At 56.0% G+C, this 23,526-nt stretch carries 25 protein-coding genes; 12 read left to right on the top strand and 13 right to left on the bottom strand.

The window, feature by feature from the left end; all coding sequences use genetic code 11:
* Positions 1-125 precede the first annotated feature (125 nt).
* A complete protein-coding gene (locus tag ACSQ36_RS33240) occupies positions 126-314 on the bottom strand; it encodes a hypothetical protein (RefSeq protein ID WP_213764946.1) in 189 nt (62 codons plus the stop codon).
* A gap of 128 nt (positions 315-442) precedes the next feature.
* Between ACSQ36_RS33240 and ACSQ36_RS33235 the strand changes: the two genes are divergently transcribed.
* The gene (locus tag ACSQ36_RS33235) at positions 443-745 is read left to right on the top strand and encodes a hypothetical protein (RefSeq protein ID WP_436185337.1); all 303 of its coding nucleotides are present in this window, start codon (positions 443-445) and stop codon (positions 743-745) included.
* A gap of 17 nt (positions 746-762) precedes the next feature.
* Here ACSQ36_RS33235 and ACSQ36_RS33230 read toward each other — a convergent pair whose 3' ends face one another.
* Positions 763-975, bottom strand: a complete 213-nt coding sequence (locus tag ACSQ36_RS33230) for a hypothetical protein (RefSeq protein WP_436185336.1) — start codon at positions 973-975, stop codon at positions 763-765.
* A gap of 106 nt (positions 976-1,081) precedes the next feature.
* On the opposite strand from ACSQ36_RS33230, the gene ACSQ36_RS33225 reads away from it, so the two are divergent.
* The 6 genes from ACSQ36_RS33225 to cynS all read left to right on the top strand — a co-directional run bounded on the left by ACSQ36_RS33225 (position 1,082) and on the right by cynS (position 6,133).
* Positions 1,082-1,696, top strand: coding sequence for a hypothetical protein (locus ACSQ36_RS33225; RefSeq protein ID WP_436185335.1), 615 nt, complete (start codon positions 1,082-1,084; stop codon positions 1,694-1,696).
* A gap of 425 nt (positions 1,697-2,121) precedes the next feature.
* On the top strand, positions 2,122-2,712 hold the full coding sequence (locus tag ACSQ36_RS33220; protein ID WP_436185334.1) for a TetR family transcriptional regulator C-terminal domain-containing protein: 591 nt from the start codon (positions 2,122-2,124) through the stop codon (positions 2,710-2,712).
* Between the two features lie 101 nt (positions 2,713-2,813).
* Positions 2,814-3,542, top strand: a complete 729-nt coding sequence (locus ACSQ36_RS33215; RefSeq protein ID WP_436185333.1) for a cysteine hydrolase family protein — start codon at positions 2,814-2,816, stop codon at positions 3,540-3,542.
* A 202-nt stretch (positions 3,543-3,744) separates the two neighbouring features.
* On the top strand, positions 3,745-5,157 hold the full coding sequence (gene tnpC / locus ACSQ36_RS33210; RefSeq protein WP_436183543.1) for an IS66 family transposase: 1,413 nt from the start codon (positions 3,745-3,747) through the stop codon (positions 5,155-5,157).
* Positions 5,158-5,220: 63 nt separating this feature from the next.
* Entirely contained in the window at positions 5,221-5,676 is a 456-nt protein-coding gene (locus tag ACSQ36_RS33205) for a hypothetical protein (protein WP_436185332.1), read from the top strand.
* Complete coding sequence (gene cynS / locus ACSQ36_RS33200; RefSeq protein WP_213764952.1) at positions 5,663-6,133, top strand: cyanase; 471 nt, start codon at positions 5,663-5,665, stop codon at positions 6,131-6,133. The genes ACSQ36_RS33205 and cynS overlap by 14 nt, the downstream gene beginning before the upstream one ends.
* Positions 6,134-6,549: 416 nt before the next feature.
* Here the strand turns inward: cynS and ACSQ36_RS33195 are convergent, their stop codons facing one another.
* Positions 6,550-7,521, bottom strand: a complete 972-nt coding sequence (locus ACSQ36_RS33195; RefSeq protein ID WP_436185331.1) for an alpha/beta fold hydrolase — start codon at positions 7,519-7,521, stop codon at positions 6,550-6,552.
* Between the two features lie 62 nt (positions 7,522-7,583).
* Entirely contained in the window at positions 7,584-8,252 is a 669-nt protein-coding gene (locus tag ACSQ36_RS33190; RefSeq protein WP_436185330.1) for a glutathione S-transferase family protein, read from the bottom strand.
* A 143-nt stretch (positions 8,253-8,395) separates the two neighbouring features.
* Here ACSQ36_RS33190 and ACSQ36_RS33185 point away from each other — a divergent pair, with 143 nt between their 5' ends.
* Positions 8,396-9,004, top strand: a complete 609-nt coding sequence (locus tag ACSQ36_RS33185; RefSeq protein WP_436185329.1) for a TetR/AcrR family transcriptional regulator — start codon at positions 8,396-8,398, stop codon at positions 9,002-9,004.
* 79 nt (positions 9,005-9,083) lie between these two features.
* Here the strand turns inward: ACSQ36_RS33185 and ACSQ36_RS33180 are convergent, their stop codons facing one another.
* Both ACSQ36_RS33180 and ACSQ36_RS33175 read right to left on the bottom strand, forming a co-directional pair.
* Positions 9,084-9,971, bottom strand: a complete 888-nt coding sequence (locus tag ACSQ36_RS33180) for an NmrA family NAD(P)-binding protein (protein WP_436185328.1) — start codon at positions 9,969-9,971, stop codon at positions 9,084-9,086.
* A 175-nt stretch (positions 9,972-10,146) separates the two neighbouring features.
* Positions 10,147-10,896, bottom strand: coding sequence for an SDR family NAD(P)-dependent oxidoreductase (locus ACSQ36_RS33175; RefSeq protein WP_436185327.1), 750 nt, complete (start codon positions 10,894-10,896; stop codon positions 10,147-10,149).
* A gap of 106 nt (positions 10,897-11,002) precedes the next feature.
* On the opposite strand from ACSQ36_RS33175, the gene ACSQ36_RS33170 reads away from it, so the two are divergent.
* Positions 11,003-11,734: a TetR/AcrR family transcriptional regulator gene (locus tag ACSQ36_RS33170; protein WP_436186439.1), complete on the top strand. Its 732-nt coding sequence runs from the start codon at positions 11,003-11,005 to the stop codon at positions 11,732-11,734.
* Between the two features lie 378 nt (positions 11,735-12,112).
* On the opposite strand, the gene ACSQ36_RS33165 is transcribed toward ACSQ36_RS33170, so the two are convergent.
* The 4 genes from ACSQ36_RS33165 to ACSQ36_RS33150 form a co-directional block, all read right to left on the bottom strand.
* Positions 12,113-12,958, bottom strand: coding sequence for an NmrA family NAD(P)-binding protein (locus ACSQ36_RS33165; protein WP_436185326.1), 846 nt, complete (start codon positions 12,956-12,958; stop codon positions 12,113-12,115).
* 73 nt (positions 12,959-13,031) lie between these two features.
* The gene (locus ACSQ36_RS33160; RefSeq protein WP_436185325.1) at positions 13,032-13,970 is read right to left on the bottom strand and encodes a quinone oxidoreductase family protein; all 939 of its coding nucleotides are present in this window, start codon (positions 13,968-13,970) and stop codon (positions 13,032-13,034) included.
* 99 nt (positions 13,971-14,069) lie between these two features.
* On the bottom strand, positions 14,070-14,507 hold the full coding sequence (locus ACSQ36_RS33155) for a hypothetical protein (protein ID WP_436185324.1): 438 nt from the start codon (positions 14,505-14,507) through the stop codon (positions 14,070-14,072).
* A 395-nt stretch (positions 14,508-14,902) separates the two neighbouring features.
* The gene (locus ACSQ36_RS33150) at positions 14,903-15,799 is read right to left on the bottom strand and encodes a LysR family transcriptional regulator (RefSeq protein ID WP_213764961.1); all 897 of its coding nucleotides are present in this window, start codon (positions 15,797-15,799) and stop codon (positions 14,903-14,905) included.
* A 185-nt stretch (positions 15,800-15,984) separates the two neighbouring features.
* Between ACSQ36_RS33150 and ACSQ36_RS33145 the strand changes: the two genes are divergently transcribed.
* The 3 genes from ACSQ36_RS33145 to ACSQ36_RS33135 all read left to right on the top strand — a co-directional run bounded on the left by ACSQ36_RS33145 (position 15,985) and on the right by ACSQ36_RS33135 (position 20,090).
* Entirely contained in the window at positions 15,985-17,076 is a 1,092-nt protein-coding gene (locus tag ACSQ36_RS33145) for an NADH:flavin oxidoreductase (RefSeq protein WP_436185323.1), read from the top strand.
* Between the two features lie 145 nt (positions 17,077-17,221).
* The gene (locus tag ACSQ36_RS33140; protein ID WP_436185322.1) at positions 17,222-18,349 is read left to right on the top strand and encodes a quinone oxidoreductase family protein; all 1,128 of its coding nucleotides are present in this window, start codon (positions 17,222-17,224) and stop codon (positions 18,347-18,349) included.
* Between the two features lie 592 nt (positions 18,350-18,941).
* Positions 18,942-20,090 carry an MFS transporter gene (locus ACSQ36_RS33135; protein WP_436185321.1) on the top strand — a complete coding sequence of 383 codons (1,149 nt, stop codon included), beginning with the start codon at positions 18,942-18,944 and terminating at the stop codon, positions 20,088-20,090.
* Positions 20,091-20,271: 181 nt separating this feature from the next.
* On the opposite strand, the gene ACSQ36_RS33130 is transcribed toward ACSQ36_RS33135, so the two are convergent.
* The 3 genes from ACSQ36_RS33130 to ACSQ36_RS33120 form a co-directional block, all read right to left on the bottom strand.
* Complete coding sequence (locus ACSQ36_RS33130; protein ID WP_436185320.1) at positions 20,272-21,288, bottom strand: zinc-binding alcohol dehydrogenase family protein; 1,017 nt, start codon at positions 21,286-21,288, stop codon at positions 20,272-20,274.
* A gap of 45 nt (positions 21,289-21,333) precedes the next feature.
* Positions 21,334-22,233: a LysR family transcriptional regulator gene (locus tag ACSQ36_RS33125; RefSeq protein ID WP_213764963.1), complete on the bottom strand. Its 900-nt coding sequence runs from the start codon at positions 22,231-22,233 to the stop codon at positions 21,334-21,336.
* 256 nt (positions 22,234-22,489) lie between these two features.
* A complete protein-coding gene (locus ACSQ36_RS33120; protein WP_213764964.1) occupies positions 22,490-23,221 on the bottom strand; it encodes a glutathione S-transferase family protein in 732 nt (243 codons plus the stop codon).
* Between the last annotated feature and the right edge of the window lie 305 nt (positions 23,222-23,526).

Here is a 23,526-nt window from a genome sequence, read left to right as displayed (position 1 = left end):
GCGATTACATGTCCAGAAACATCTTAATTTCTTGGACACCGACGTTCACGTGAACGTCGCAGGCACGCGAGCCATCATGTCGACACAATGGCATTGTCACCCGTTGCGCAATACTCGTTGCCCTTCTATGGCCAGGTAGCCAAACGGATGGCCCGCACCAGGAACTCAGCATGTGTCGCGCTCGGCGTTGAGGCGAGGCGGTGCGAGCCGGCCATCCATTCCTTCAATACGTCTTTCACGTACTTCGGGTTACCAATGGCGTACGCCGCTCCAGACCCGAGTAGCGCAGCGGGCAGGATACTAGGGTCGGTCATTTGACCGATACCGCTGCCGCGGCGCGGCTGCGATCATTAAGGCCAATCCACCCCCTGGGCGAGATGGCGAGACTTCGGTTTCTCCACCGTGTCATAACGCGACCCGCCCAACATCCTGAATACGCCCTATGAAACGCAACTTCATCACCCCACTCCTGTTCATCAGCACCAATCTTGCTGCGACCGCACTTGCTGTTGTGACGGCACTGCTATCGACAACGGCTGCTGCAAGCGGTCTCGGTCCGCAGCCTTCGTACCAGCCGATAGTGGGTGCGCCTGCGTCACAGCGCGGTCCGAGCGTCCAAACTCTGGCTGCGAAACCGTATGTCGCGGTCATCAATGCAGACGCTGATGGGGGCACATATGACACCTACGTGGAGTCGGGCGGCCCTGCACAGACGGACAACCAGCAACTCCTCGATACGCGCTGACAGTCCCGCAACCCAATCTAAATGTCGTCGTCAGTGAGGTAGCTTTGAACCAGGTCACTATCCATCCAGTGCGGGTCCGCATTTTTCACCAGGTCAATGCCGCTGCCGTTATCGCTTTGTGCTTGAGCGACCGGCAGATGTACGACGCGCGCATCGTTCACTAAGATTCGGATACCTACCAAACGGGGATACAAAAACCAGAAGCACATCGTCGCCATCACGGCGACCAATGAATTTTCCGGCGGCTATTTGGAAAACCCGGGATACAACTGGTTCGGCGGCTACTTAGCCGCGAGCCGATGATTTTTTAACCGCAACAAACCATACGGATCACCTATGTCCACTCGCCTCAAACTCGTTGTTTCCTTTGTCGCGCTGACACTCGCTGGCGCTGCAGTCGCTCAATCTCCCGCCAACAAGCCCGAACGGATCCGGGGTGAAATTTTGGCTTTCTCGGGTAGTACCTTACAGGTACACCGTCGCAGCGGCGACACCGTCACCATTGAAGTGAAGGAGTCGACCGGTCTGAACGCTGTGAAGGCGATCCAGCTTTCGGATATCAAGCCCGGCTCATACGTCGGCGCGGCGGCGATGCCAGCCGTGGACGGCAAGCTGACTGCGAAGGAGGTCCTGGTGTTTCCGGAAGCCGCACGGGGTACAGGAGAGGGCCACTACGCGTGGGATCTTGGCGCGAACAGTTCGATGACGAACGCCAATGTGGATACCGTTGTGCAAAGTACTAGCGGACGAGATCTGAAGCTCTCGTACAAGGGCGGCAGCAACACCATCAACGTGCCGCTCAATGTTCCGGTCGTGACGCTCGTTCCCGCTACACGCGGCGATTTGACGACGGGCAAGAAAGTGTTCGTCGTGGCAACCCCCGGGAAAAACGGAGCTTACGACGGGAATCTGGTCGTGGTCGAGAAGGACGGCGTGACGCCCCCGATGTAAATCCGACCGGTGGCGCGATGGCTTCCGGTGTCAGTCTCGGGGTTGCTTGACGCCCGGGCTGCGGGGACGTGATCGCGTTGTCGCAAGACCTGAGACGTATGGCGCCCATGCGAAGACATCTGTTGGAGAATGTTCCGCGCTTGCAAACATATCCAAATGCTTTCCCGCAAGGGTTTTGAGGTCGTTTAATAATCCATTTGTCCTCGCGGAGGAAGACATTCGATGGCACAGGAACCGCTCGAGATAGTGTTGAGTCACTCCGCTTCCCATGGTGACCGCGCCGTGACGCTGTATCCTGGGTGGTACTTCCTGATTCGCTTATGCGGCAAGGCGCATCTACATTGAAAAACTTCCGGTTGCGGGCTTGACCTTTAATAGATGACCGGTTATCTTGCTAAATTGTTACTCGCCCGAAGATAATTGCAATGCCCAGACCCGCTAATCCCGAAGTGCGTTCCCGCTTGTTGTTGATCGGACGCACTGTAGTCCATGACCGCGGCTTCAACGGGTCCGGGGTCCAGGACATTACGGCCGCAGCAGGCGTGCCCAAGGGTTCGTTCTACAATTATTTTGATAGTAAGGAATCCTTTGCGGCCGAGATTATCGAGGATTACTGGGAGTCCATTGAACGGCGGCACGGCCCCATTCTCTACGACGCACGCCTCAAGCCGCTGGTACGTATCGACCGGTTTTTCAAGGGGTTGTCGCAGGATCACCGCGAACATGGCTTTACGCTTGGCTGCCTGATCGGCAATCTGTCGCTCGAACTGGCCAATGGCAGTGACGAAACACGCGCCAAACTGGCCGACGTGCTTGATAGGTGGGAAAAGGCGCTGGCGGCGTGCCTGCGTGAAGCACAAGAGCGAAGCGAGCTGAACGGCGATACCGATCCTGATCAACTTGCGGCAATCATGATCGAGGCCTATGAAGGCGCGGTCATGCGAGGGAAGGTTGAGCAAAATGGCAATGCGTTCAAGCGGTTCGAGAACTTGGTTTTGCCCCGGCTAATTAGTTAATTTTTTTGCTTTTTTAATAGACGACTGGTCATTTATTAACCAGAGCCGACTCCTTTAGACGGGGCCGGTCCTTCCGCAGTAATCGCCAGATAGAGGGCATCATGAGCAACGAAAGCCAACCAGCGCAAGTCAACGCACATCGCTATGCGGATCCGGTCAACCCGGCGCTGCCGCCAAGCGACTTCAAACTCGACCTATCGCGAGCAGCTTTGGTCGTAGTCGATCCCCAGAATGATTTCCTGAGTCCTGGCGGCGCGAGTTGGGCGTTGTTCGGCGAAAGCATTGTGGAGAACAACACCGTCTCAAACATTGGGCGGCTCTTCAAGGCATCAAAGGAAGCGGGCCTCACCGTCGCTGTGTCACCACATTATTACTATCCATGCGATCATGAATGGCACTTCGGTGGCCCCGTGGAAAAAGTGATGCACAACATTTGCATGTTCGATCGTAAAGGGCCGAATACGCTGGAGGGGTTTGACGGCTCAGGTGCCGATTTCCTCGATGAATACAAGCAATACATCCTGGACGGCAAGACGATTATCGCGTCACCCCACAAGATCTACGGCCCGGAGACGAACGACCTGGCTTTGCAATTGCGAAAAAAGGGCGTGACGCAAATCATTCTCGCGGGCATGGCCGCGAACCTGTGCATCGAGTCGCACTTGCGCGAGCTCATCGAGCAGGGGTTTGAAGTAGCGGTAGTGCGCGACGCGACTGCGGGCCCGCGTCTGCCTGAAGGTGATGGCTACCTCGCCGCGATCATCAATTATCGCTTCCTCGCTCACGCGCTTTGGACCACGGACCATACCGTCGAACAATTATCGAGCTGATGTCCGGAACCGCCGGAGGAAACTGCCATGCGCGGTGTCATTGAAGGTTGCCTGCGCTCTTGGCAGGAAGAGTTTCCAAAGCGCTCAGCGCTTTTCAACGGTCTGCCATGCAGTCAGGCACCACAGGTTTTGTTTATCGCATGGTAACTAGTCAGCACTTGTAAACTGCTGCGAAGCTCGGCATGATTCGGAGATGACATTAGTGCCCAACCTTAAAAATCTAACGGACGAGCAGAAAGACGCGCTCATCATTGAGTTGGTGAGGCGTCTGAATGAGATTGAAGCGAAGCTGGAGAAGGACAGCCACAACTCAAGCAAGCCACCGTCCTCGGATGGCTTGAAGCGCAAACCCAAACCCAAGTCGCAGCGCACGGCGAGCGGCGCCATGCCAGGCGCTCAGCCAGGTCATGAGGGCAAGACACTCAAACGCGTGGCGCAGCCAGATCACGTTGAGATTCATCGCGTGAGTCGGGTATGTGATAACTGCGGGAAAGAAATCATGCCCGATCGCATTTCAGTGCTGGCCGAAGAGCGCCAGGTCATCGATTTGCCGGTGATCCGGTTTGAGGTGACAGCCCATCGCGTGGAGCGGGCGCAATGCGGCTGCGGCCAATTACATCGGGCCGAGTTTCCCAAAGGCGTAAGCCAGGCGGTGCAGTACGGCAGCCAGATCCAGGCGGCGGCGGTCTATCTGACGCAATATCAGCAGTTGCCCCTGGAGCGTACCTCGCAGGCGTTGCGCGACCTGTTTGGCCTGAGCATGAGTTCGGGCACGGTGCAAAACTGCATCACGCAAGCGGCACGGATGTTGAGTCCGGCCGTTGAACTCATTGGGCAAGCGCTGCAAAGCGCGCCGGTCGTGCATTTCGATGAAACCGGCATGCGCGTGGGACGTACCCTGCACTGGCTGCACACGGCCTCGACCCAGGCGCTGACGTGGTATGGCTCGCACCGCACGCGTGGGCGCGAAGCACTGGACAGTTTCGGTATCCTGCCCTCATTTACCGGGATCGCAGTGCACGATGGCTGGGTGCCTTACTCCTACTACGAGTGCGAGCATGCGTTATGCAACGCGCATCATCTGCGCGAGTTGATCGGGGTGTGGGAATCCACCCAGCAGCCCTGGGCCGAACACATGCTCAAGCTGCTGCGCCAGGCCAAGCGCGAGGTCGATGACAGCATTGCCTGCGGCCGCACGGGCTTGAGCCGCACGCGCACCAACTACTATCGGCGACGCAGCCGCGCCCTGATCAGAGAAGGCCGCAAGCTCAACCCGCAACAAGCGCGCGACCCCACGCGTGAAGATGTGCGCGGCAGAATCAAACAAAGCGAAGCCTACAATCTGCTGGGGCGCCTGGAGCGTCATACCGCGCAAGTGTGGCGTTTCGTGGCCGACCATCGCGTGCCGTTCGACAATAACCAGGCCGAACGCGATATCCGCATGCCCAAGCTCAAACAAAAAGTCTCGGGATGCTTCCGCACAGCGAGCGGACTTCAGGCGTTTTGCACCATCCGATCGTATCTGGCTACCCTGCGCAAACAACGCCGCCCACTCATGGCCGCGCTCGCTCTTAGCTTCGCTGGCCACGTCCCTTCGCCTTTAGCGGCTGACTAGTTACATCGCATGCTCGGATAGCCGCGTGGTTCCGGGTGTGCATCGACTTCGGTCGAGTACGCCATGGACTCGCTGGGAGTGTGCGACAACGCGATCGGCGGCCATTGGGATTGCGGGGCCATTTCCGCCATTGCCACACGCACGTGTCTGGACCACATGGCCGCCGTGGCGAACTGGTTGCAATATACCGGGTCAAGCGGGGTCATCAATGCCGCGCGGACTCATGTCTTGGCGGCGGACCGGCTTCACGCGTTGACCCCTTCAGAATGTCGTGGCGCAGTTCGCAAACATCAAGACCGTCCTTGCATCGCGCTGGCTCTTCCGCAACGAAAGTTGTCGCTTCACGTCCGGCTCTATGGCATTTGGTCTGGAGATATCGACGCGCTGAATTCACGTGGGAACCGTATCGCTTACCGAGCATCCCCGGGTCTATGCCCGAACCCGCCATTCGAAGGTATCAGGAAGCCCGGTCGAACAGTGTATTTTAACTTCGAAGGAAATCGTCATGTTGCAGTCTGAAGTTTCCCGGGATGCACGTCTTGCATTGACGGACGTCATTTTGAAAGCAAAGGCCCTTAAAGACCTGTCATTTGCACAACTCACGGAGGGGACGAACCTCAGCCTCGTTTTTGTCACCGCCGCGCTGCTTGGCCAGCATCCGCTTCCAAAGGAGGCCGCACAGGTGGTGGGCACTCGCCTGGATCTTGAGCCGGACGCAGTGGCTCTACTTCAGACTGTGCCGTTGCGAGGAACTCTGGAGGCCGGTGTGCCAACGGACCCGACTATCTATCGCTTCCATGAAATGGTGCAGGTTTATGGGTCGACCCTGAAGGCTCTGGTCCACGAACAATTCGGAGATGGCATCATCAGCGCGGTCAATTTCACACTCGATATCAAGAAGGTCGAGGATCCAGAGGGCGGTTCGCGGGCAGTCATCATACTCGATGGCAAGTTTCTGCCCTTCAAGCCGTTTTAGGCCGCTTTGGAATACGGTATCCGGTTTGGGCTGGGCGGCCCTGGTCCCCGTGTACTCACCACGACCGCTTCGATTTCCGCGCGGCCACCGTGACTTTGTCATCGAGACAATGCGCGGACTTGCGTAAGCTTTCCCAGGCCGCCTCGGCATAGCGCTTGGGCTGGCGATTTGCGATGAACAACCGAGCGGGCAGGGTGAGCGATGCAATAGCTAGCGCGCAGAGCGGAAGCTTCGACACAGGAATTCTGGACATGGCTGTGCAATCAACGCATGTGGTTGACCCGCTGATTGCGATAGTGCCGGCCGCGGCTAAAAACCGGCGCTTGGCCTGGAAGTAAGTGGAGCAAAAAATGTTGAAGCCCATACCGCGAAGTGAGGCGATATGGGACGCGACTACCGTGTGGACACGGAGCTGCTTACTTTGGCTGGTTCAAGAAGACGGTAACTTCCTTCAGGAACAGATCGGGATATTGATAGAGCGAGCCGTGATTCGAGTCCGGGTAGATGATCAACTGGGCATCCGGCAGGTTCTGCTGCAGGGTGTAGGAGTTGATCGTGTAGTGGACGATGTCATTGCTGCCAGCTACCACCAGGACCGGTTGCTTGATCGCCTTGAGATAAGCACTGGAATCCGCGCTCGGGGCACCCCAAGCCGCAAACGCGGCCACTTGCGCAGGAGCCACCTTGGCGCCGATAGCGGCATCCTTATCCACTGTGCGTGCATGGATTCGCGTCAGGAACGCGCGTCCGGCAGCTTGCGACGCATCCGACTGGGTGAAGAAGACGTCGAGCAACAAATCGTCCTGCGGCGTACGCTTCTTCGCCAGGAATCCCTGGAACTCCGGAGTCAGCGTCGCCATGCCTGCACCGCCTCGCGGTCCGCTTCCCACCAGCACGACACGACGAACCAGATCAGGTTGTTCGATGGTTACTTCCTGCGCGACGAGACTTCCCATCGAGAAGCCCAGCAAATCGGCCTTCGTAATGCCAAGCGCATGAATGAAAGCGATTGCCTGCTTTGCCATCGCTTCGATCGTGCCGGGCACTTCGCCGCCGGAGCTGCCAACACCGGCGTTGTCGAAGAGGATCACGTCACGGTCGTGTGCGAATCCATCGATGACCTTCGGGTCCCAACTATCCAGGTTGCCCACGAAGTGCTGGAAGAACACCAGAGGAACACCGCCACGTTTTCCGAATCGACGATAGGCGAGACGCGTGCCGCCGGCATCGATGAACTGGGTTGGGGCTGTTTGAAACGTGTCTGACGTGCCGCTTACCGGCGCGGTCCCGGCGCTCGCGGCGTTCGCGGGAGTGAGATAAAAAGCCGTTGCGAACGCAGCCACGATAAGGCCCAGACGAAATCCGGACGTCTTGCTGAAATGCTTCATGGTGGTTTTTCCAGATACGGTGGGATAGCAAGGCCCCGGGTACGCAAGGGCGTTGCAATGTGTCAGGCCGGCAGTTCCATCACTTGTCCGCTTCGATTCTTCACGCTCGGCCGCTCTGATATCTTTGCCTGCCACGCAGACAAGGCCGAACAATCGTCTGGAATCGCAATGCCTGCGGCGCCGGCGTGCATGAGCGCGGCATAGACCGTGATGTCGGCCATCGAGAAATCATCGCCGGCCACGTAAGGAGTTGCCTTAAGAACCTCATTGAAGTACTTCATGCCGCGCACGAACTTCTCATTGTGCCGCTCGCCCCATTCCTTCCTGTGCGCCCATTCAGGGCTCTTGTAGGCTTCCAGGCGCGCACCAAGTCCCGGCGTTGCATGGTGAAAGTAAATGCCAACAGCATCGATGAGTTGATCGTCAGCCCGTTTCTGCATCATGTGAATGACCGCTTTTTCCTTCGGGGTCCTGCCTGTGAGCGTTGGGTTCCCATCCAGGTTGTCGAAATACTCGGTGATCGCGACGCCTTCCGAGATGAACGTGCCGTCGTCGAGTTCGAGAACGGGAACCGTGCCTGCCGGGTTGATGGCGAGAAATGCGCTTTGCTTGTGCTCGGCCGCAAACAGATCCACCTTCACGAATTCGATTTGGGAATCCAGTCCTTTCTCGGCGAGGACGATACGAATGCGGGCCGGATTCGGGAAGCCAGGGGTGTCGTAAATTTTCATGATCAGTTCCTTTGTGTTATCTATCGATAGGTAAGGCGTGGGGCGAAGCATGCGACGCTAAGATCACCGTGTCAAGAACTATCGATCGATAGATAAGCAGCACGATTGTGCTTATCTATCGATAGGAATATACTCGATAAAACTTGCTTCTAAACAGCACTGCTATTGGTAGACGAAGGCTTTTGATGACCACTCCAGACACCAAAGAACGAATCATGAGTGTGGCGCGGCTCATGGTGCAGGCGCACGGCTACAACGCACTAAGCTTTCGTGAAATCGGAAAAGAAGTAGGCGTGTCCAGCGCGAGCATCCATCACCACTTTCCCACCAAAGGCGATCTTGGCGCTGCCCTGGCGCAACGCTATACAGACGACGGAAGTGCTGCACTCGAAAAATTGCTGGCCAGTTCCAAAGATGCTCACAAATGCATGACCGGTTACACGGGCATCTTTCGCTCGGCGTTGCTCAATGACAATCGGATGTGCCTGGTTGGACTCATGTCCGCCGAGTACGACGACTTGCCCGCAGAGGTGCGAGCAGAGGTCGACCGATTCACTAACGTCAACGTCAAATGGTTGACTGAAATCCTCTCGCTTCGAAAGTCGAAAGCAGGAAAGGATGCAATTCAACATCAGGCGCTTGCGATCTTCGCCGCTATCGAAGGCGCTCAACTTGTCGCGAGAGGGCGGGGTGACATCGCAATGTTCGACCGCGCAGTGACGGCATACCGGGCGGCTGGACTGTTCCCTTGATGCTCCCTTAACCTCGCTTATTCACGCAGCTAAAGTTCACGCCCGGCAAGCGGTTATTCAAGCCGGTTCCTACGATCGTCTAAGCGCGTGATTGGTTGACAGGAGTGAGTACGCTTGGGAGGAATTGCGCGGCTGTCAGGGGCTTTCTGCCAATCAGACGCTCAAGGTCTCCTGTTATCTCGGCAAACTCCCCGGCGGCAACGGCGGTAAACCATTCGGAAAGAAAGGCGGCAACGAAATCAGGCATACCCGCTGCAGTGCGTGCGGCAATGAATGCGGCAGGCGTGACGTCGGCATACGGCAGGCTTTTTCCCGCGATAGTCGACACGATCGCCGCGATGTCGCCCATTGACACGGCTTCGCTGCCGCCGAGCGTATAGGTGCGGCCCTCGTGACCGGTTCCCGCCAGCACGACTGCTGCAGCTTCGGCCAACTCGGCGCGGGCGGCGAGCGCGGCGAGCGCAGATCCCGCGGGTGCGCGAACGCCGTTCACGAATACGTCATCGCCCAACATAAGCGGGAGTGCGTCGAGGTACAAAGAGTTGCGTAGCAATGTCACCGCCATGCTGGACGCGGCCAGCGCTTTTTCGGTCACCTGTTCCCACTCCGTCACCTGCGACATCACAAATTCCGAGTGTTCAGGACGTTGCACACCGGTGTAATGGATATGGCGCACGCCTGCGCTTTCAGCCGCATCGACAACGTTACGATGTTGAGTGATCGCATCCGAGAAGGCTGTGGTGGAGACGAACATCAGCTTGTCGACGCCCTTGAAAGCGGATTCGAGCGACGCCAGGTCTTGATAGTCTCCCTGTCGAATCTCGACGCCATATGACGCAAGCGTGCCCGCGGCCGATGGATCGCGCACGAGTACTGCGATTGACTTTTCCGGCACACGTTTCAGCAGTTGTTTGACAATTCCATGTCCAAGCTGACCCGTTGCGCCCGTGATCAGGAAGTCTTTCATGTTGGAGTCCTATCTATGATGTGAGTGACGATCTGCTCATTTCTGTTAGATGCGCGGAGACGAACCGCGCGAAGATGCCCGGGTCGATAAGGCTGTTGGTTTGACTAAAGGCGGAAGCGTTGAGGAGGTAGGCGGCGCTGCGCGCGTGATGCGTCCATTCCGCCCCGGGGAATGTTCAAACCTGAGCCATTCCTCCATCGACAAACAACTCTGTCCCGGTGACATAGCTGCTGTCGGTTGAAGCGAGAAACAGCACCGCTTTCGCGATTTCCTCGGGGGAACCGAGACGCCCGAGAGGCACTATTTGTGCGAAGCTGTCCTTGCGCTGCTGGCCTTCGGGGCTATCGCCCAGAAGCTCCCGCAGTCCGGCTGTATCAATAGGACCCGGACTCACTGCATTGACGCGTATCTTGCGATCCTTGAGGTCGGTCGCCCAGGTCCGGGCAAATGAACGGATGGCCGCTTTTGTAGCTGCGTAGGCTGTGTTCGCCGCCAGCCCTTTGCTTCCCACAATCGAACTGGTCAAGACAATGGTGCTGCCATCAGGCATTAGCGGTAGCGCCTTTTGCACGCTAAAAAACAGTCCCTTGACGTTCCCGTCGAACATGCGGTCGTAGTGCGCTTCATCAACCTGACCGAACGGTGCGAACTCCGCTGCGCCTGCATTGGCGAACACGATGTCGAGTCGGCCGGTTTCCTGCTTGATCTGGACGAAGAGCCGGTCAAGATCGCTCAGGATCGCGACGTCGCCTTGTACGGCGGTAACGCCGGCACCAATTTCTTTCACCGTTTCGTCTAGTTTCTCCTGTCGCCGGCCCGTGACATAGACGTGTGCGCCCTCTGCTACAAAAAGCTTGGCCGTTGCCAATCCAATTCCACTTGTCCCGCCAGTGACCAGCGCGATCTTGCCGTCCAGTTTTCCCATGATGTCGCTCCGTTTCTGTGTTGGTTGGCTCGATTCTGCCGAGCGATGAAGGTGAAGGCTGCGCATCGCCCAGCAACTGTAAAGCGATGAAATGGTGCTCTTGGCGATGGTCGTCGTTGATATCGATTTGGCCTCGATGTCATTTATTCATGTTGGTCAACATGATAATGTTCTAACTAATCAGGTTAGTCAACATGTATATTGGCGTTTTCGGAGGCGTCGCATGAAGGTCAGTCGTGAGCAGGTGGCGAAGAACCGCCTTAACATTCTTGAAGCTGCCAGCCGGCTTTTCAGTGAGCGTGGATTCGATGCCGTTACTATCGTCGACGTCATGAAAGACGCCGGGTTCACGCACGGCGGCTTCTATGGTTACTTCGGTTCCAAGGACGAACTGATCGCCGAGGCTAGCGCGTTCTCCTTGAAGCGCCAGGAAGAGGTCAAAGCCGATACGTTTGAAGACTATTGCGCGGGGTATTTGAGTGCATACCATCGACAGCATCGTGCTGGCGGATGCACCTTCGCGGCGCTAGCGAGTGAGGCGGTTCGTCAGGCGCCCGCAGTGCGCCATGAAATGACCGAGAGCCTCAGGCGGATGATCGAGGTGATTGCTGAGCTGGCGCCTGGAGAAGACGCTGAGGGACGCCGCCGCACTGCCATTTCCGGATTCTCCGCGATGCTGGGCGGGTTGATCCTGTCTCGCATGGTCGACGATATATCGTTCTCCGACGAACTGCTTGAAGCGAATCGCGAGGTGCTGGACGCGATCGCTATGGACGGCAACGATCAGTTGGGCGCGGCGAAATCGAAGAAGAAGGGCGTGCGTTCATCGAGCCGTTAGCCGGACGTGTGGGCGATCTGCGGATTATTGGGAGTTCAATCGCGAGCATAAGCCGATCTGATTTTCCCCTTCACAATGACCGTTTTCATTTTGAACACAAGCCGCGCTGCTGGTTGAGCCCCCATTGCACATGCGGGCTCGTCTCGATGACCTCTCATCCGTGGCATTCATGGAGTGACACGATCCGCGTCAGCACGCTGCCCAACACGTTCGCAGCCGCGGCTTTAAACCGACTTCACTCCGCCATAGCCTGGTTTCCTTCGTCACGTCTGAAACCAGGGCTAGCGCTGTGCCCGTCGTGCACTCTGTCAGAACGCAGGAATGGGCAAAGTTCTTCCGAGATCCACGCCGAATTGATCCGCAGGCCCTAAATGAACGTCAAATCAGCTTCAGGAATTGCCTGAAGCTGATGGGATCTCGTCCGAGGATCTGCTTCACAGTGTCAGTCACCGCCGCCGTCGCGTAGTTGCGAAACGCCCGGTAGAGAGTCAAACCGTATTCGACAGTTTCCGGTGCGAGGCCACGCGATTTATATGCAGCGGTAAGCTCTTCCTCGCTGATGGGCGTGTAAGAAATCGTGCGTCCCATCTTTTCTGTGAGAAGGCGAGCGACTTCCCAGTGGTCGAGGGCTTCGGGGCCCGTGACAAGGTATTCCCCGGTTAGTCCCTGTACCAACGCCTCTGCAACGAATTCTCCAACGTCCGCGGCCGCGACAAACGACGACTTGGCGTCTCCAACCGCCAGTGTGATGTTGCCACGCTCTACCATCGGAGCATTAAAACCGGTGACGAAATTGTCCATGAAGAAGCCAGCTCGTACGAAGGTATGCTTCAGGCCTGAACTAACGATTTGAAGCTCGACCTTTCGTATCGGCAGGTCTACCAGACTTTGCCCGGAGAATGCCGCGAGATAATTTCCGGACATGTAGGCAAGATGGCCGACGTCACGATCTGCTGCGGCGTCAATAATCGCCCCGAGTTTTTTGTGTACTTCTCCGTCCAGGGGCGGACCAATGAGGACGACATCGTTAATGTCTTTGAAGAGAGTATCAAAATCTGTCGTGGTGTTGTTAGCATCATAAGCCCGCGTCTCGACATCCCTGGAAAGCTTCAGATTTTTTGGATCGCGCGCCGTTGCAACGACATTGAATCCTTTGTTCAGCAAGGACTCGACTATATTACGGCCGGCATTTCCTCCTGCTGCGGTGACTAGAACAGTTCGCATATTTGCCTTTGTTTCTGTTGCCCGATACGGGAGTTGATATGAAGTCTGGTGAAAGGCACAGGCGCCCGCAAGATCAAGAGTCTATCCAGGGCTTTAACACAATTTTGCCCGTCGAACGTCTCGCCTCCATGGTTCTGTGAGCTTCGGCGGCCCCACTCAATGGCAGGCGACTGGCCAACTGCACATTGAGCTTGCCGGAAACAACCAGTTCTATCAGGGCGTTGAATGCGTCGATTGATTGTCGGGGGCGTGCGGCAAACCACTGTCCCACATAATATCCAGTGACCGTTTGATTCTGAGTGAGCAGCGCTCGCGGAGCCAGCGTCGCTGGTTCGCGACTCGCGCTGCCATAGATGACCAGGCGTCCGAACGGCGCCAGTGCGGATAAGCTTTGCTGGAATGCCTTACCTCCGGCCATGTCCAGTACAACGTCCGCGCCTTTACCACTAGTGACCTGCTTTACCTGTTCGGCCCAATCGTCTACGGTGTAGTCAACCGTATGACTCGCGCCGCGCTTCATCAGTAGCTCACGTCGTTCCGCCGAGCTCGCACCTGCAATCACATTAGAGGCGCCAAAGATCCTGGCCAATTGGAGTGCATATGATCCGACTCCGCCAAGGACGCCAGGTATAAAGACACTTTCACCCGGCTGCAATTGAGCTGCTTCCTTGAGGACTTGGTAAGCGGTGACGCCCGCGACTACCAGCGTACAGGCAATGTCGAGATCGAAGCTCGACGGAAGGGGCATGACTTGAGCTCGATCAGCTACCGAGAATTGAGCGTAACCTCCTTTTCCGCCGCCTCCAAGTAAAGCAAAAACGCGGTCTCCGATTGCCAGATCGCGTACTTCAGATCCCAGTGCTTCCACGAAGCCAGCCACTTCGCCTCCGAGAATTGCCGGCAGGGGCGTGGGCACAGGATAGGGATTGTTTCGACGGCGCACTATGTCTGCATAGTTGACACTAACGGCCTCTACCCGGATCAAGATTTGATTGGGTGCAGGGACAGGCACAGGCACTTCTTCAACGCTGAGTACATCTGGCGTTCCATACGAGTGAATAACGACGGCTTTAATAACGGTTCTCCGATAGGCAGATGAAGGGAGTTTCGCCTACGGCTTGGCTGCGGGAGGGATTGGCAAAGCGATGTCGGTTGCCATTCGCCATCCATCAGGTGTCCTGACCCACTCCAGAACCATCAGAAACGGCTTTGGTACCGGAGTTTGGCCGGCGTATCCGACTGTGATCTGAACTGGCACGTATGTCTGTGCCACGTCCTTGGACAGAGCAACTATTTTCTCCGAAGCGTAGTCGGGATCTATACGAAAGGCGCCTCTGAATAACTCACCGAAATGTAAGACTACGGTGTCCTTGCTCCAAAAGCCGGCCCATCCGCCCTCGGCTTGCGTGGCCGTCTTTGCAACAAAAAGAGTAGATGGGGAATCCCATAAAAGATCGCTCACCGCGTGGAGATCATGGTGATTCTCTTTATCAATGAGTGTTTTGTAGAGATCTCGTATTGAGACGGAGTCTTGGCTGTCAATCATCATTGTGTACTGCGTCGAAACCTCATGTGCCGCCCGCGCGGGACTGGTAAGCAAGAAGCCTGACAGGGTCGCGGCCCCCCAAAAAACACGCATGAGCTTGGACACTCTGAATTCCCTAAGAAATTGCTATTACCTCGACGACTGCAAGGAGCGCAAACAAAGGGGAATCGTAGCGATGGCATACACGGGTATCAAGCGCAATTCGTGCAAGACGTTCGTGTCAAGCCGGGGGCAATCCCGCTTGATCGTTGTCTCACGAAGCGAGTGGCGTTGAGCAATCGGATTGAGCGAGGCGCAAGGGACGGTGCAGCCGGCGTACCATGCGTCCTGGATGCTTCAGGGCGCCTATGACGTGATCGTGCGATGTTCTCGACCGGGACCATGATCAACGGGCTGACTCACCGCGATGCGTTAAAAGCATCAGTAAACCATTCAATAAATACGCGCAGCTTGCTTGGTAAATGACGGTTCTGTTGATAGATCAAGCTGACTGTACGAGTGGGGGCGCGAAACCCGGAGAGTATTTCCTTCAGTGCACCGCTGCGAATGAACGGCAAAAGCGTATAGTCGGATCCGCTGACAATGCCGAGACCTGCTATGCCGCATGCAAGATATGCATCAGCGTCGTTAACAGCGATTTTCCCGCGGACGGTGACTGACTCCAACGTTTCGTCTACCATGAAATCCCACTCGCGGAGGCGGGCCCCGTTGTTCCAGACGTAGTTCACAACAATGTGGTTGCCGAGTTCTTTCGGTGTTTTCGGCTCGCCGAATTTCTCGATATAGGCGGGTGATGCGCACGTAATTCTGGAGACTTCACCAATATGCTTGGCAACCAGCAATAAGTCTTGCAGGGGACCGACGCGGATTGCGCAATCAACGGCTTCCTCGACGAGGTCCACGCGTCGATCGGACATCAACAGTTCGATGTCAATGTCAGGAAATTGCTCGAAAAAAGAGGGCAGCGCTGGAATCAAAACCCCTTTTGCCAACGAAGCGGGCAAGCTTATCTTCAATCGGCCTTGTGGCGTGCGGCGCGCGTCCGACGCGGCGGCGTCCATGTCTTCCACTTCACTGAGTACTCGAATACAACGCTCGTAATACGCCATTCCTTCGTCTGTGGCGCTTACGTTACGCGTTGTTCGATTCAGCAGCTTGACGCGGAGATGAGATTCGAGCGCCTGCACCATCCTGGACGCAACCCCCGCCGTCACTTGCAAGCTCTCCGCGGCTCGAGCGAAGCTTGACATCTCCACCACACGCGTAAACACCTTCATCGAAAACAGCCGGTCCATCGGATTCCTTTGGTTCGGGCGATGATTTTTTCAATCAACTATGTGCGATTTGACAATGTGATATCGGCAGAAAGTTGCTGAATCATTTCTCAGGGGCAGTCCTATTATGAGGGCTCGCGCTCCAATTTTTTTGGGGAATCGCAGTGGTGCTTTCGGCCAGCCCGACTTACCCTCATATCGAAAAAATGATCCCGCATCTCCTGAAACCATGGTCCTGCAAGACACTATCACTCGAAAACCGGATAGTGATGGCGCCGATGACGCGAAAAAAAAGTCCCCAAGGTGTTCCTGGACCCGACGTCGCGGCTTACTATCGCCGTCGCGCTGAGGGTGGAGTCGGACTTATCATCACAGAGGGCACGACCGTCGACCGGCAAGCCGCCTCTTTTGACTCTAACATTCCCAACATACACGATCCGGTCAGCATTGCTGGCTGGAAAAACGTCGTCTCCGAAGTCCACGCAGCGGGCGGAAAAATCTTCGTTCAATTATGGCACGCGGGCTCGTTAAGACCGATGGGGAGCGGCCCCAATCCCAACGCCCGTTCAGAAGGTCCGAGCGCTACAACGGAGCATATTGACGCGATGTCGGACGAAGCTATCGCGGACACTGTCGAATCGTTCGGCCGGGCTGCGGCTACAGCGCGGCAAATAGGCTTCGATGGGGTCGAAATTCACGCAGCGCATGGTTACCTGATTGATCAATTCCTATGGAGCGAGAGCAACCGCCGCACGGATCGATATGGTGGAACAGCGCAAGGGCGCACGAGGTTTGCAAGCGAGATCGTTAAGGCGGTCCTTGCGTCTGTCGGTCCGGGCTACGTCATTTCTTTGCGAATTTCGCAATGGAAGCTTCAGGACTACGATGCAAAAGTTGCTAGTAATCCAAAGGAACTTGAAGCGATTCTCACACCACTGGCGGATGCTGGCATAGATATCTTCCACGGCTCAGCGCGCCGATTTTGGGACCCGGCATTTTCCGGATCGGATTTAAGCCTTGCCGGTTGGACCAGAGAAATTACTGGCTTGCCGTCAATCACGGTCGGATCAGTCGGGCTTGAAGGGGGAGACGTAATAGGCGCGTTACGCGGCGGTCCGGATCGAGCCACGGCCGCGTCCCTGGCTGATGTTGAGCGTCGCATGGCCATGGGAGAATTTGATCTTGTTGCCGTTGGGAGGGCGTTGCTAGTCGATCCACTCTGGTTGCAAAAGGTCCGCGACAACCGCTTGGAAAGTTTATCGCCATTTGACCGAAGTGCTTTGTTAACGCTAGCTTGAGCAAAGCAAAAGAATACCCACCGTGCAGGCACGCCGGACAAAACTGTCCCTGGCTCGTATTGGCTCAAGGCTCAACGGGTTATGGGCGGTAATGGCGCAGTGACCGTCACGCTAGCGAAAACATTCTAGTTCAAGGAGTCACGCCATGACGTCAAGTGATGTCTTGTCAGAAGAAGTGGAGCTGCCGTCGAGCTTCACAGGTATAGGTTACACAAAAGCTCACGACGGGTTTCCCATGGAGTCATTTGATGTTCCGGTTCCCAAGCCTTCCGGGGACCAGGTTCTCATTCACGTAGTTTCGTCTTCACTAAACCCGCTCGACTACAAGCTCGCTGCATTAAATTTCTTTCAGCGTACACCGCCCGTGGTATTGGGATTTGATATTGCAGGCATCGTAGTCGCGAAAGGGGCGCTTGTCGTGGACTTCGCAGTGGGTGATGAGGTGGTTGCCATGGCCGACTCGAGTGGTGATGGCGGATGGGCTGTCGGCGGCCATGGAGGTTTTGCCCTGGCGCGTGATTTCCTTACAGTCAAAAAGCCGAAAACACTATCTTTCGTCAGTGCAGGGGTATTGCCGGTCTGCTTCATATCTGCGTTTTCGGCCCTCTGCGGAAATGTTCGGGCAGGCGACACCGTCTATATCCCCGGAGGAGCGGGTGGAGTCGGGCATCTGGCCGTGCAGATGGCGGCGCGAACTATGGGGGCTGGACGGGTTATCAGCAGTGGCAGCACGAAGGAGTCGCTCAAACTCGCAAAAGCAATGGGAGCGCATCATGTCTTCAACTACAAGACGGACGACATAAGCGCGGAGATTGCTGAGCTTACAAATGGGAGAGGTGTCGATCTTGTTTTCGACGCTACCTATAGCGAAACGAGCTATGTCAGTACCGCAGATATGGTTCGCAAGGGAGGAGTTTGGACGGTGCTTGGTGTAGGTCCGGGAAAAACCAGCCGTACAACTGTAACCGAAAGTCCTGTCGACGCCATGCTCTCTCGACGAAACGCACGCCATATCAATGTGAACCTGCTTCGGTATTTCTCTGAACCGACCATGCTGACCCTTGAGGTTAAGTCAATGTTTAGGAAATCGTTAAACGCATCAATGGAGTGGGCGGTCGGGGGAACGGTCGTGCCCCATGTTAGCAAGGTCATCAATAGCACCGTCGCCGAGATCAATGTCGAATTAACGAATATGAAGAACGGCCAACGCCCCTTGGGCAAAGTCGGCGTCGTTGTCGATCAAACCGTGGTTGTGGAAACTGAGCGCCACTAAGGACTGGCAACTCCGACTCGGCTGGCGGGTCGAGTGACGCGTGCGCTCAGTTCGATGCGGCAACCGTGATCGTTTCCGCAATGCCTTGATAAGCCTGCCAGGCAATAAACGTTGCCGAAAGTCGCGACGACGACGCGCACGATAATCATTGACATCGGTGAACATCGGTGAACATCGGTGAGCATAGGCGACATTGTATACCTATCGATAGATAACTATCGAAGAAGAGTGGAGATAGGATCCACGATATACCCGGCTTTGCAGACCGGAGGCGGGTAGTGTTGTGCTGACCGTGTATCCATGACCCACGAGCGGGAGCGAGATATCGTCTGCCATTCTATAAATTCGTACAACTTAAGGTATAAAAAAAATGCGCGATTGATGATCTATTCCGGTTCGAACCATATTCGTTGTTTCAGTATTCTGATATTTGCGTTTCGCAGTCAGCATGTCTTCGAAGCGACCACCTGGACGTCCGGTGTTGTCGATTCCATTGCATACTTCGAGGCCATTTTTTTGAAGCGACAGCGGCTCGAGTACATACCGAGAGTCGGTTTTTCCCTTTTGTCTGTCTGCTTCACTATTGACATCTATGTTCCGGATACTGTTTCTTAGTCTCGGTGCCTTCGCCCTCGGCGTGGACGCCTACATCATGGCGGGCCTTCTGCCAGGTATAGCAGAAACTTTTGCGGTGACGCCGTCGGGCGCGGGGCAGACTGTGAGTGTCTTCACAGTCTGCTACGCGCTGTCAGCGCCGGTGTTTGGCGCTTTGACAGCAGGCCAACCTGTGCGTCGGGTACTTGCGGTTGCCTTGGTAATATTCGCTACGGCCAACGCGTGCAGTGCGCTCGCCGGCAGCTTCTCCGCGTTGCTGATAACACGCGCGGTGGCGGGCATGGGTGCCGGGCTTTTTACGCCATTGGCGGTAAGTGCTGCGGCAGCACTCGTGACGCCGGAACGTCGAGGGCGTGCTATCGGGCTGGTGATTGGCGGATTGGCAATGGGCACGGCCATCGGCGTTCCATCCGGCTTGCTGCTCGCTCAATATGCCGGATGGCGCGGCGCGCTTTGGCTGATTGCTCTGCTGGGTGTTATCGCCCTGATCGGTGTAGCTGTGTGCTTGCCGACTGTGCCCGTTGCGCCACCTCCGACGTTAAAACAACGTATTTCCGTTCTCGTGGACCGCAAGGTCGCGGGAACAGTACTTGTTTCATTCCTTACTGCAGTCGGATCGATCGGTTTATACACCTATGTCTCCGCGATCTTTCATGTAGACGCTCCCTCCGCTGGCTTGTTGCCTTATCTGTGGTCATGGAGTCTGGGCGGGTTGATAGGCACTTATTTCTCAGGTGTTGTGATCGACAGAAGCGGACGCCCGGAATGGGTAATGGTAGCAATGCTTGCTTCGATGTCTGTTGCGATCATCCTGCTGTATTGGACGGTGAAATATCCTCCGCTCGCGGTGATTTGTTTTTTCATTTGGGGCGTGGCTGCATGGGGATCTCAGGCACCGCAGCAACACAGGTTATTGACGCTGCGACCGCGGCAGGGGAACGCTGCGGTCGCCCTGCACAGTTCTGCGCATTACCTGGGAAGCGCCGTCGGCGCCGCGTTGGGTGGATCAGCAATAGCCGCAGGCGTGCATGTATCTTCACTTCCCCTGCTTGCAGCTGGGGTCTTGTCCATTGTGACGGCGGTCCAGATTTGCATCGCCCGTTCTCTCACCCGTAAAGACACATGAGAACGCGGCCGCGTTTCTTCCCGGAAGAAGGACACGTGTCTCAGGTCAGATGGATCACCCGCGTCGGTAGAACTTCCTTCTCCGAGTGCACAACGAACCTTCGCCCAAGCCACAGGTAATAATCGGAGTACGAATCATTAAAAGAGGGCGCCGCGCTACGGCCGTGCCGCGGGTTTCCTTTCTAGAAACCTGCCAGTGTGAGCTTCCCGATTACCCGTCCTTTCTCGAGAAGACGGTGCGCTTCTCTCACATTTTTAGCGTTGATCAACCCGAGATTGCACCCCAAGGTCGTTCCGATCGCTGTCGCATCAACCAGGTCAGCAATCGTCGAAAGGATGACGTGCTGCGCTATCATGTCCGATGTGCAAAAGGACGAGCGCGTAAACATCGATTCCCAATGGAACGAAACGCTTTTCGCCTTAAGCAATTCAACTGGAAGCGGCCGCTCGTTTTCGACAATCGAGCAAATGGCGCCCTGCGGTTTGATGATATTGGCAGCGGTAGAAAAATGCCTGTCGATGCTGTTCAGAATAAGCACGTAATCAACCGCGTCTATGCCGAGCGCTGCCAATTGCGCCAGCATGTCACCGAAGTGATTGATCACGTGATCCGCGCCGAGTTTTTTTACCCAGTTGGCCGATTCCGGCCGCGAGGCTGTTGCGATTACCTCTAACCACGCGACTTTCTTAGCGAGCTGAATAGCGATCGAACCGACTCCGCCGGCGCCCCCTATCACCAGCACTGATTTGCCGGAGTCCCCTCCGCTTGTGGACACTCCCAGCCGCGAGAACAGCGCCTCCCAGGCTGTGATTGAAGTTAGCGGGAGTGCCGCTGCCATTGAAAAATCCAGGGATTTCGGCTTCTTGCCGACGATGCGCTCATCGACCAGATGGTATTCGCTGTTTGCACCCTGACGTGTGATGCTACCTGCATAAAACACAGCATCGCCCGGGCGAAACAGCGTTACTTTCGAGCCTACCGCTTCTACTACGCCAGATGCGTCCCAGCCGAGCACTCGCGGCGTCTTCTCAACCTGATCCTTGGGAGAGCGAACCTTTGTATCAATCGGGTTTATGCCAATAGCCTCGATCTTGACGAGCAGGTCGTGACCGTCGGCATCTGGTTTTTCGAGCTCGACATCGATCAGCGATTCGGGATCAGAGATCGCCAGATAACGCATTAGTGCGACTGCTTTCATTGTTTGTTGCCTCTCACCTATCGTGATACGAGTGCGGCATTGGCATTAGTCCAATTCGTCGAACATCTCGACGAGCCAGTCTATGAAAATCCGCAGACGCTGACTAAGGTGGCGGTTGCGTGGATACACGACGTGATATGGATAGGGTGGCGGTTGCCACCTTTCGAGGAATGGGACCAGTTGGCCCGTTGCTATGTAGGGCCGAACCTTGAAAGAAAAGATGTGAATGACACCGACTCCAGCCAGACCGGCCGCAAGATGGGCATTGCCCTCATTCACACTTAAAAATGCGTTGGGTTGTACTTCAGTCGCCTCAGCGCCTGTGCCGAACGGTGATGGTACGATGCGCCCCGTTCGTGGTGAGACGTATCGCACGAGCGTATGGTTTTGCTCAAGATCTTCGATATTGGAGGGTGTCCCGTGGCGCTTCACATATTCAGGTGAAGCGCACGTCGTCCAGCTCGCGCGGCCAACTTCTCGTGCCACGAGCGATTCGTCGTGCATCGGGCCGCCTCGAATGGCGCAGTCAATGCCATCCTGAATCATGTCGGTCAAGCTGTCGCGAACGCATAGATCTACTTCAACGTTTGGATACTTCTCATGGAACCGGGGGAGGGCCGGTATAACAAAGCTGCTTGCTAGTGAGGCGCTTATCCCGATCCTGATCTTTCCCGCGGGGTTAGCATTTTCCACCGCAAACGAATTGTTGATTTCGTCCAGCGCCTGGATGATAGGCAGCGTACTGTCGTAATAGTGAGCGCCTTCTGGCGTCACTGCGACAATGCGCGTTGTCCGCCGCAGGAGCTTGATTCGCAATTCCGCTTCAAGCTCCTGAATCATTTTGCTTGCGGTTGCCAGAGGAATCCCTAGCGAGTCCGCCGCTTTTGTGAATCCGCCTGTCTCGACTACCCTCGCGAAGACCCGAATCGCCATCAAGTTGTTCAACGGTATCCTCCGACGAAGGTTGCCCTCTGTTTCACTCTCGGCGCGAGCAGGAATATCCACAGCTTGACCGTCAAACATGCTGTGAGTATTGCCCGCCCGGGTTACAGATGACCTGAATGTCCGGTCAACCGGGCAGGAACCAGCTAGATTTTGACTAGCATACTTGAAAAGGCGACGCGTTCACCTTGGTTGTTTAGAACTACTGGCGCCACCGCGACACCCTGGCAGGTTCGTCTCTATGCTTTGAGCCGCCGCATCAGCTCGCGGACGATGCGGCGGCTTTGGCATTAAGATAAGCCAGCAGTGGTTCGAGGCGTGGAAGATCTTCGGCAAGGAGATCCTTGCCGCTACGGTTTTTGATGCCTGGACGCTCGTCCAACCTGGCTCGCCACTCCACCAGGGCGGTATGGTCCGCCGGAACCGTCAATCCTGCGTAATCCCCGTGCATCAAGGCGGCCCAAACAGTGATATCCGCGACGGAAAACTGATCGCCTGCGACGTAGGGTTGAGTTTGCAGGACGCTGTCAAAATATTTCATTCCCGCTATCGCCCGTTCCCCGTGTTTGTCGCCCCATTGTTTGCGGAAAGCCCAGTCTGCACTCTTGAAGGCTTCGTTGGCTTTGCCGAGTCCCGGCGTCGAGTGGTGAAAAAATACCCCTATGCCATCGATCAACTGATGGTCCGCGCGCTTTTGCATCATGTGGATCACCGCTTTTTCCCGAGGCGTGCGTCCGGTGAGGATCGGGTTCCCGTCGAGGTTGTCGAGATACTCTGTGATTGCAATACACTCGCCGATAAACGTGCCGTCGTCGAGCTCAAGAACGGGAACTGTCGAGGTCGGATTCTTCTCGCGGAACGGACCTTTTTGATGCTCTGCATCGTAGAGTTTCACGCGAACAAACTCCACCTGGGAGTCCATTCCCTTTTCCGCTAACACGATGCGAATGCGAGCCGGGTTGGGGAAACCTGTGATGTCATGGATCTTCATTAAAACCACCTTTTAAATGGGTCTGTCGGCAAAAAAGTTTTTGGACGGTGAGGCGATGACCGAACAGGAGCCGCGTCCATTGCGGCAACGCCGATTGCGCAACGCTCGACTCAAGGAGATGAGAGCCAGCTTGACTTGCATGCCTCGACTCTCAGCGGCACGAAGCCGGATTTCATAAAGATGAGGATGCCGAATTACATGGTCACTCATTTGAATGATGTATATACGCGGTGAGTCAGATATTCAGCGCTAGCATGCATCGCGTCCGGGCATATATCGCGAGGCCGAACGAAGTGTAGGCGCGC

The sequence above is a fragment of the Caballeronia sp. LjRoot34 genome (assembly GCF_964253815.1).
GTDB lineage: Bacteria > Pseudomonadota > Gammaproteobacteria > Burkholderiales > Burkholderiaceae > Caballeronia.
Note: the sequence above shows the minus strand (reverse complement) of the source record. Positions and strands in the feature narration are given on the sequence as shown.

What these genes read in the sequence shown, in the direction of transcription:
- ACSQ36_RS33220 (WP_436185334.1), top strand. Translation starts at nt 2,122, where the DNA reads ATGCCCAGACCCGCTAATCCCGAAGTGCGTTCCCGCTTGTTGTTGATC.
- cynS (WP_213764952.1), top strand. Translation starts at nt 5,663, where the DNA reads ATGTTGCAGTCTGAAGTTTCCCGGGATGCACGTCTTGCATTGACGGAC.
- ACSQ36_RS33130 (WP_436185320.1), bottom strand. Translation starts at nt 21,288, where the DNA reads ATGAAAGCAGTCGCACTAATGCGTTATCTGGCGATCTCTGATCCCGAA.
- ACSQ36_RS33205 (WP_436185332.1), top strand. Translation starts at nt 5,221, where the DNA reads ATGGACTCGCTGGGAGTGTGCGACAACGCGATCGGCGGCCATTGGGAT.
- ACSQ36_RS33195 (WP_436185331.1), bottom strand. Translation starts at nt 7,521, where the DNA reads ATGAAGCATTTCAGCAAGACGTCCGGATTTCGTCTGGGCCTTATCGTG.
- ACSQ36_RS33180 (WP_436185328.1), bottom strand. Translation starts at nt 9,971, where the DNA reads ATGAAAGACTTCCTGATCACGGGCGCAACGGGTCAGCTTGGACATGGA.
- ACSQ36_RS33225 (WP_436185335.1), top strand. Translation starts at nt 1,082, where the DNA reads ATGTCCACTCGCCTCAAACTCGTTGTTTCCTTTGTCGCGCTGACACTC.
- ACSQ36_RS33175 (WP_436185327.1), bottom strand. Translation starts at nt 10,896, where the DNA reads ATGGGAAAACTGGACGGCAAGATCGCGCTGGTCACTGGCGGGACAAGT.
- ACSQ36_RS33135 (WP_436185321.1), top strand. Translation starts at nt 18,942, where the DNA reads ATGTTCCGGATACTGTTTCTTAGTCTCGGTGCCTTCGCCCTCGGCGTG.
- ACSQ36_RS33190 (WP_436185330.1), bottom strand. Translation starts at nt 8,252, where the DNA reads ATGAAAATTTACGACACCCCTGGCTTCCCGAATCCGGCCCGCATTCGT.
- ACSQ36_RS33145 (WP_436185323.1), top strand. Translation starts at nt 15,985, where the DNA reads ATGATCCCGCATCTCCTGAAACCATGGTCCTGCAAGACACTATCACTC.
- ACSQ36_RS33120 (WP_213764964.1), bottom strand. Translation starts at nt 23,221, where the DNA reads ATGAAGATCCATGACATCACAGGTTTCCCCAACCCGGCTCGCATTCGC.
- ACSQ36_RS33215 (WP_436185333.1), top strand. Translation starts at nt 2,814, where the DNA reads ATGAGCAACGAAAGCCAACCAGCGCAAGTCAACGCACATCGCTATGCG.
- ACSQ36_RS33235 (WP_436185337.1), top strand. Translation starts at nt 443, where the DNA reads ATGAAACGCAACTTCATCACCCCACTCCTGTTCATCAGCACCAATCTT.
- ACSQ36_RS33165 (WP_436185326.1), bottom strand. Translation starts at nt 12,958, where the DNA reads ATGCGAACTGTTCTAGTCACCGCAGCAGGAGGAAATGCCGGCCGTAAT.
- ACSQ36_RS33240 (WP_213764946.1), bottom strand. Translation starts at nt 314, where the DNA reads ATGACCGACCCTAGTATCCTGCCCGCTGCGCTACTCGGGTCTGGAGCG.
- ACSQ36_RS33150 (WP_213764961.1), bottom strand. Translation starts at nt 15,799, where the DNA reads ATGGACCGGCTGTTTTCGATGAAGGTGTTTACGCGTGTGGTGGAGATG.
- ACSQ36_RS33170 (WP_436186439.1), top strand. Translation starts at nt 11,003, where the DNA reads ATGGTCGTCGTTGATATCGATTTGGCCTCGATGTCATTTATTCATGTT.
- ACSQ36_RS33155 (WP_436185324.1), bottom strand. Translation starts at nt 14,507, where the DNA reads ATGATGATTGACAGCCAAGACTCCGTCTCAATACGAGATCTCTACAAA.
- ACSQ36_RS33140 (WP_436185322.1), top strand. Translation starts at nt 17,222, where the DNA reads ATGACGTCAAGTGATGTCTTGTCAGAAGAAGTGGAGCTGCCGTCGAGC.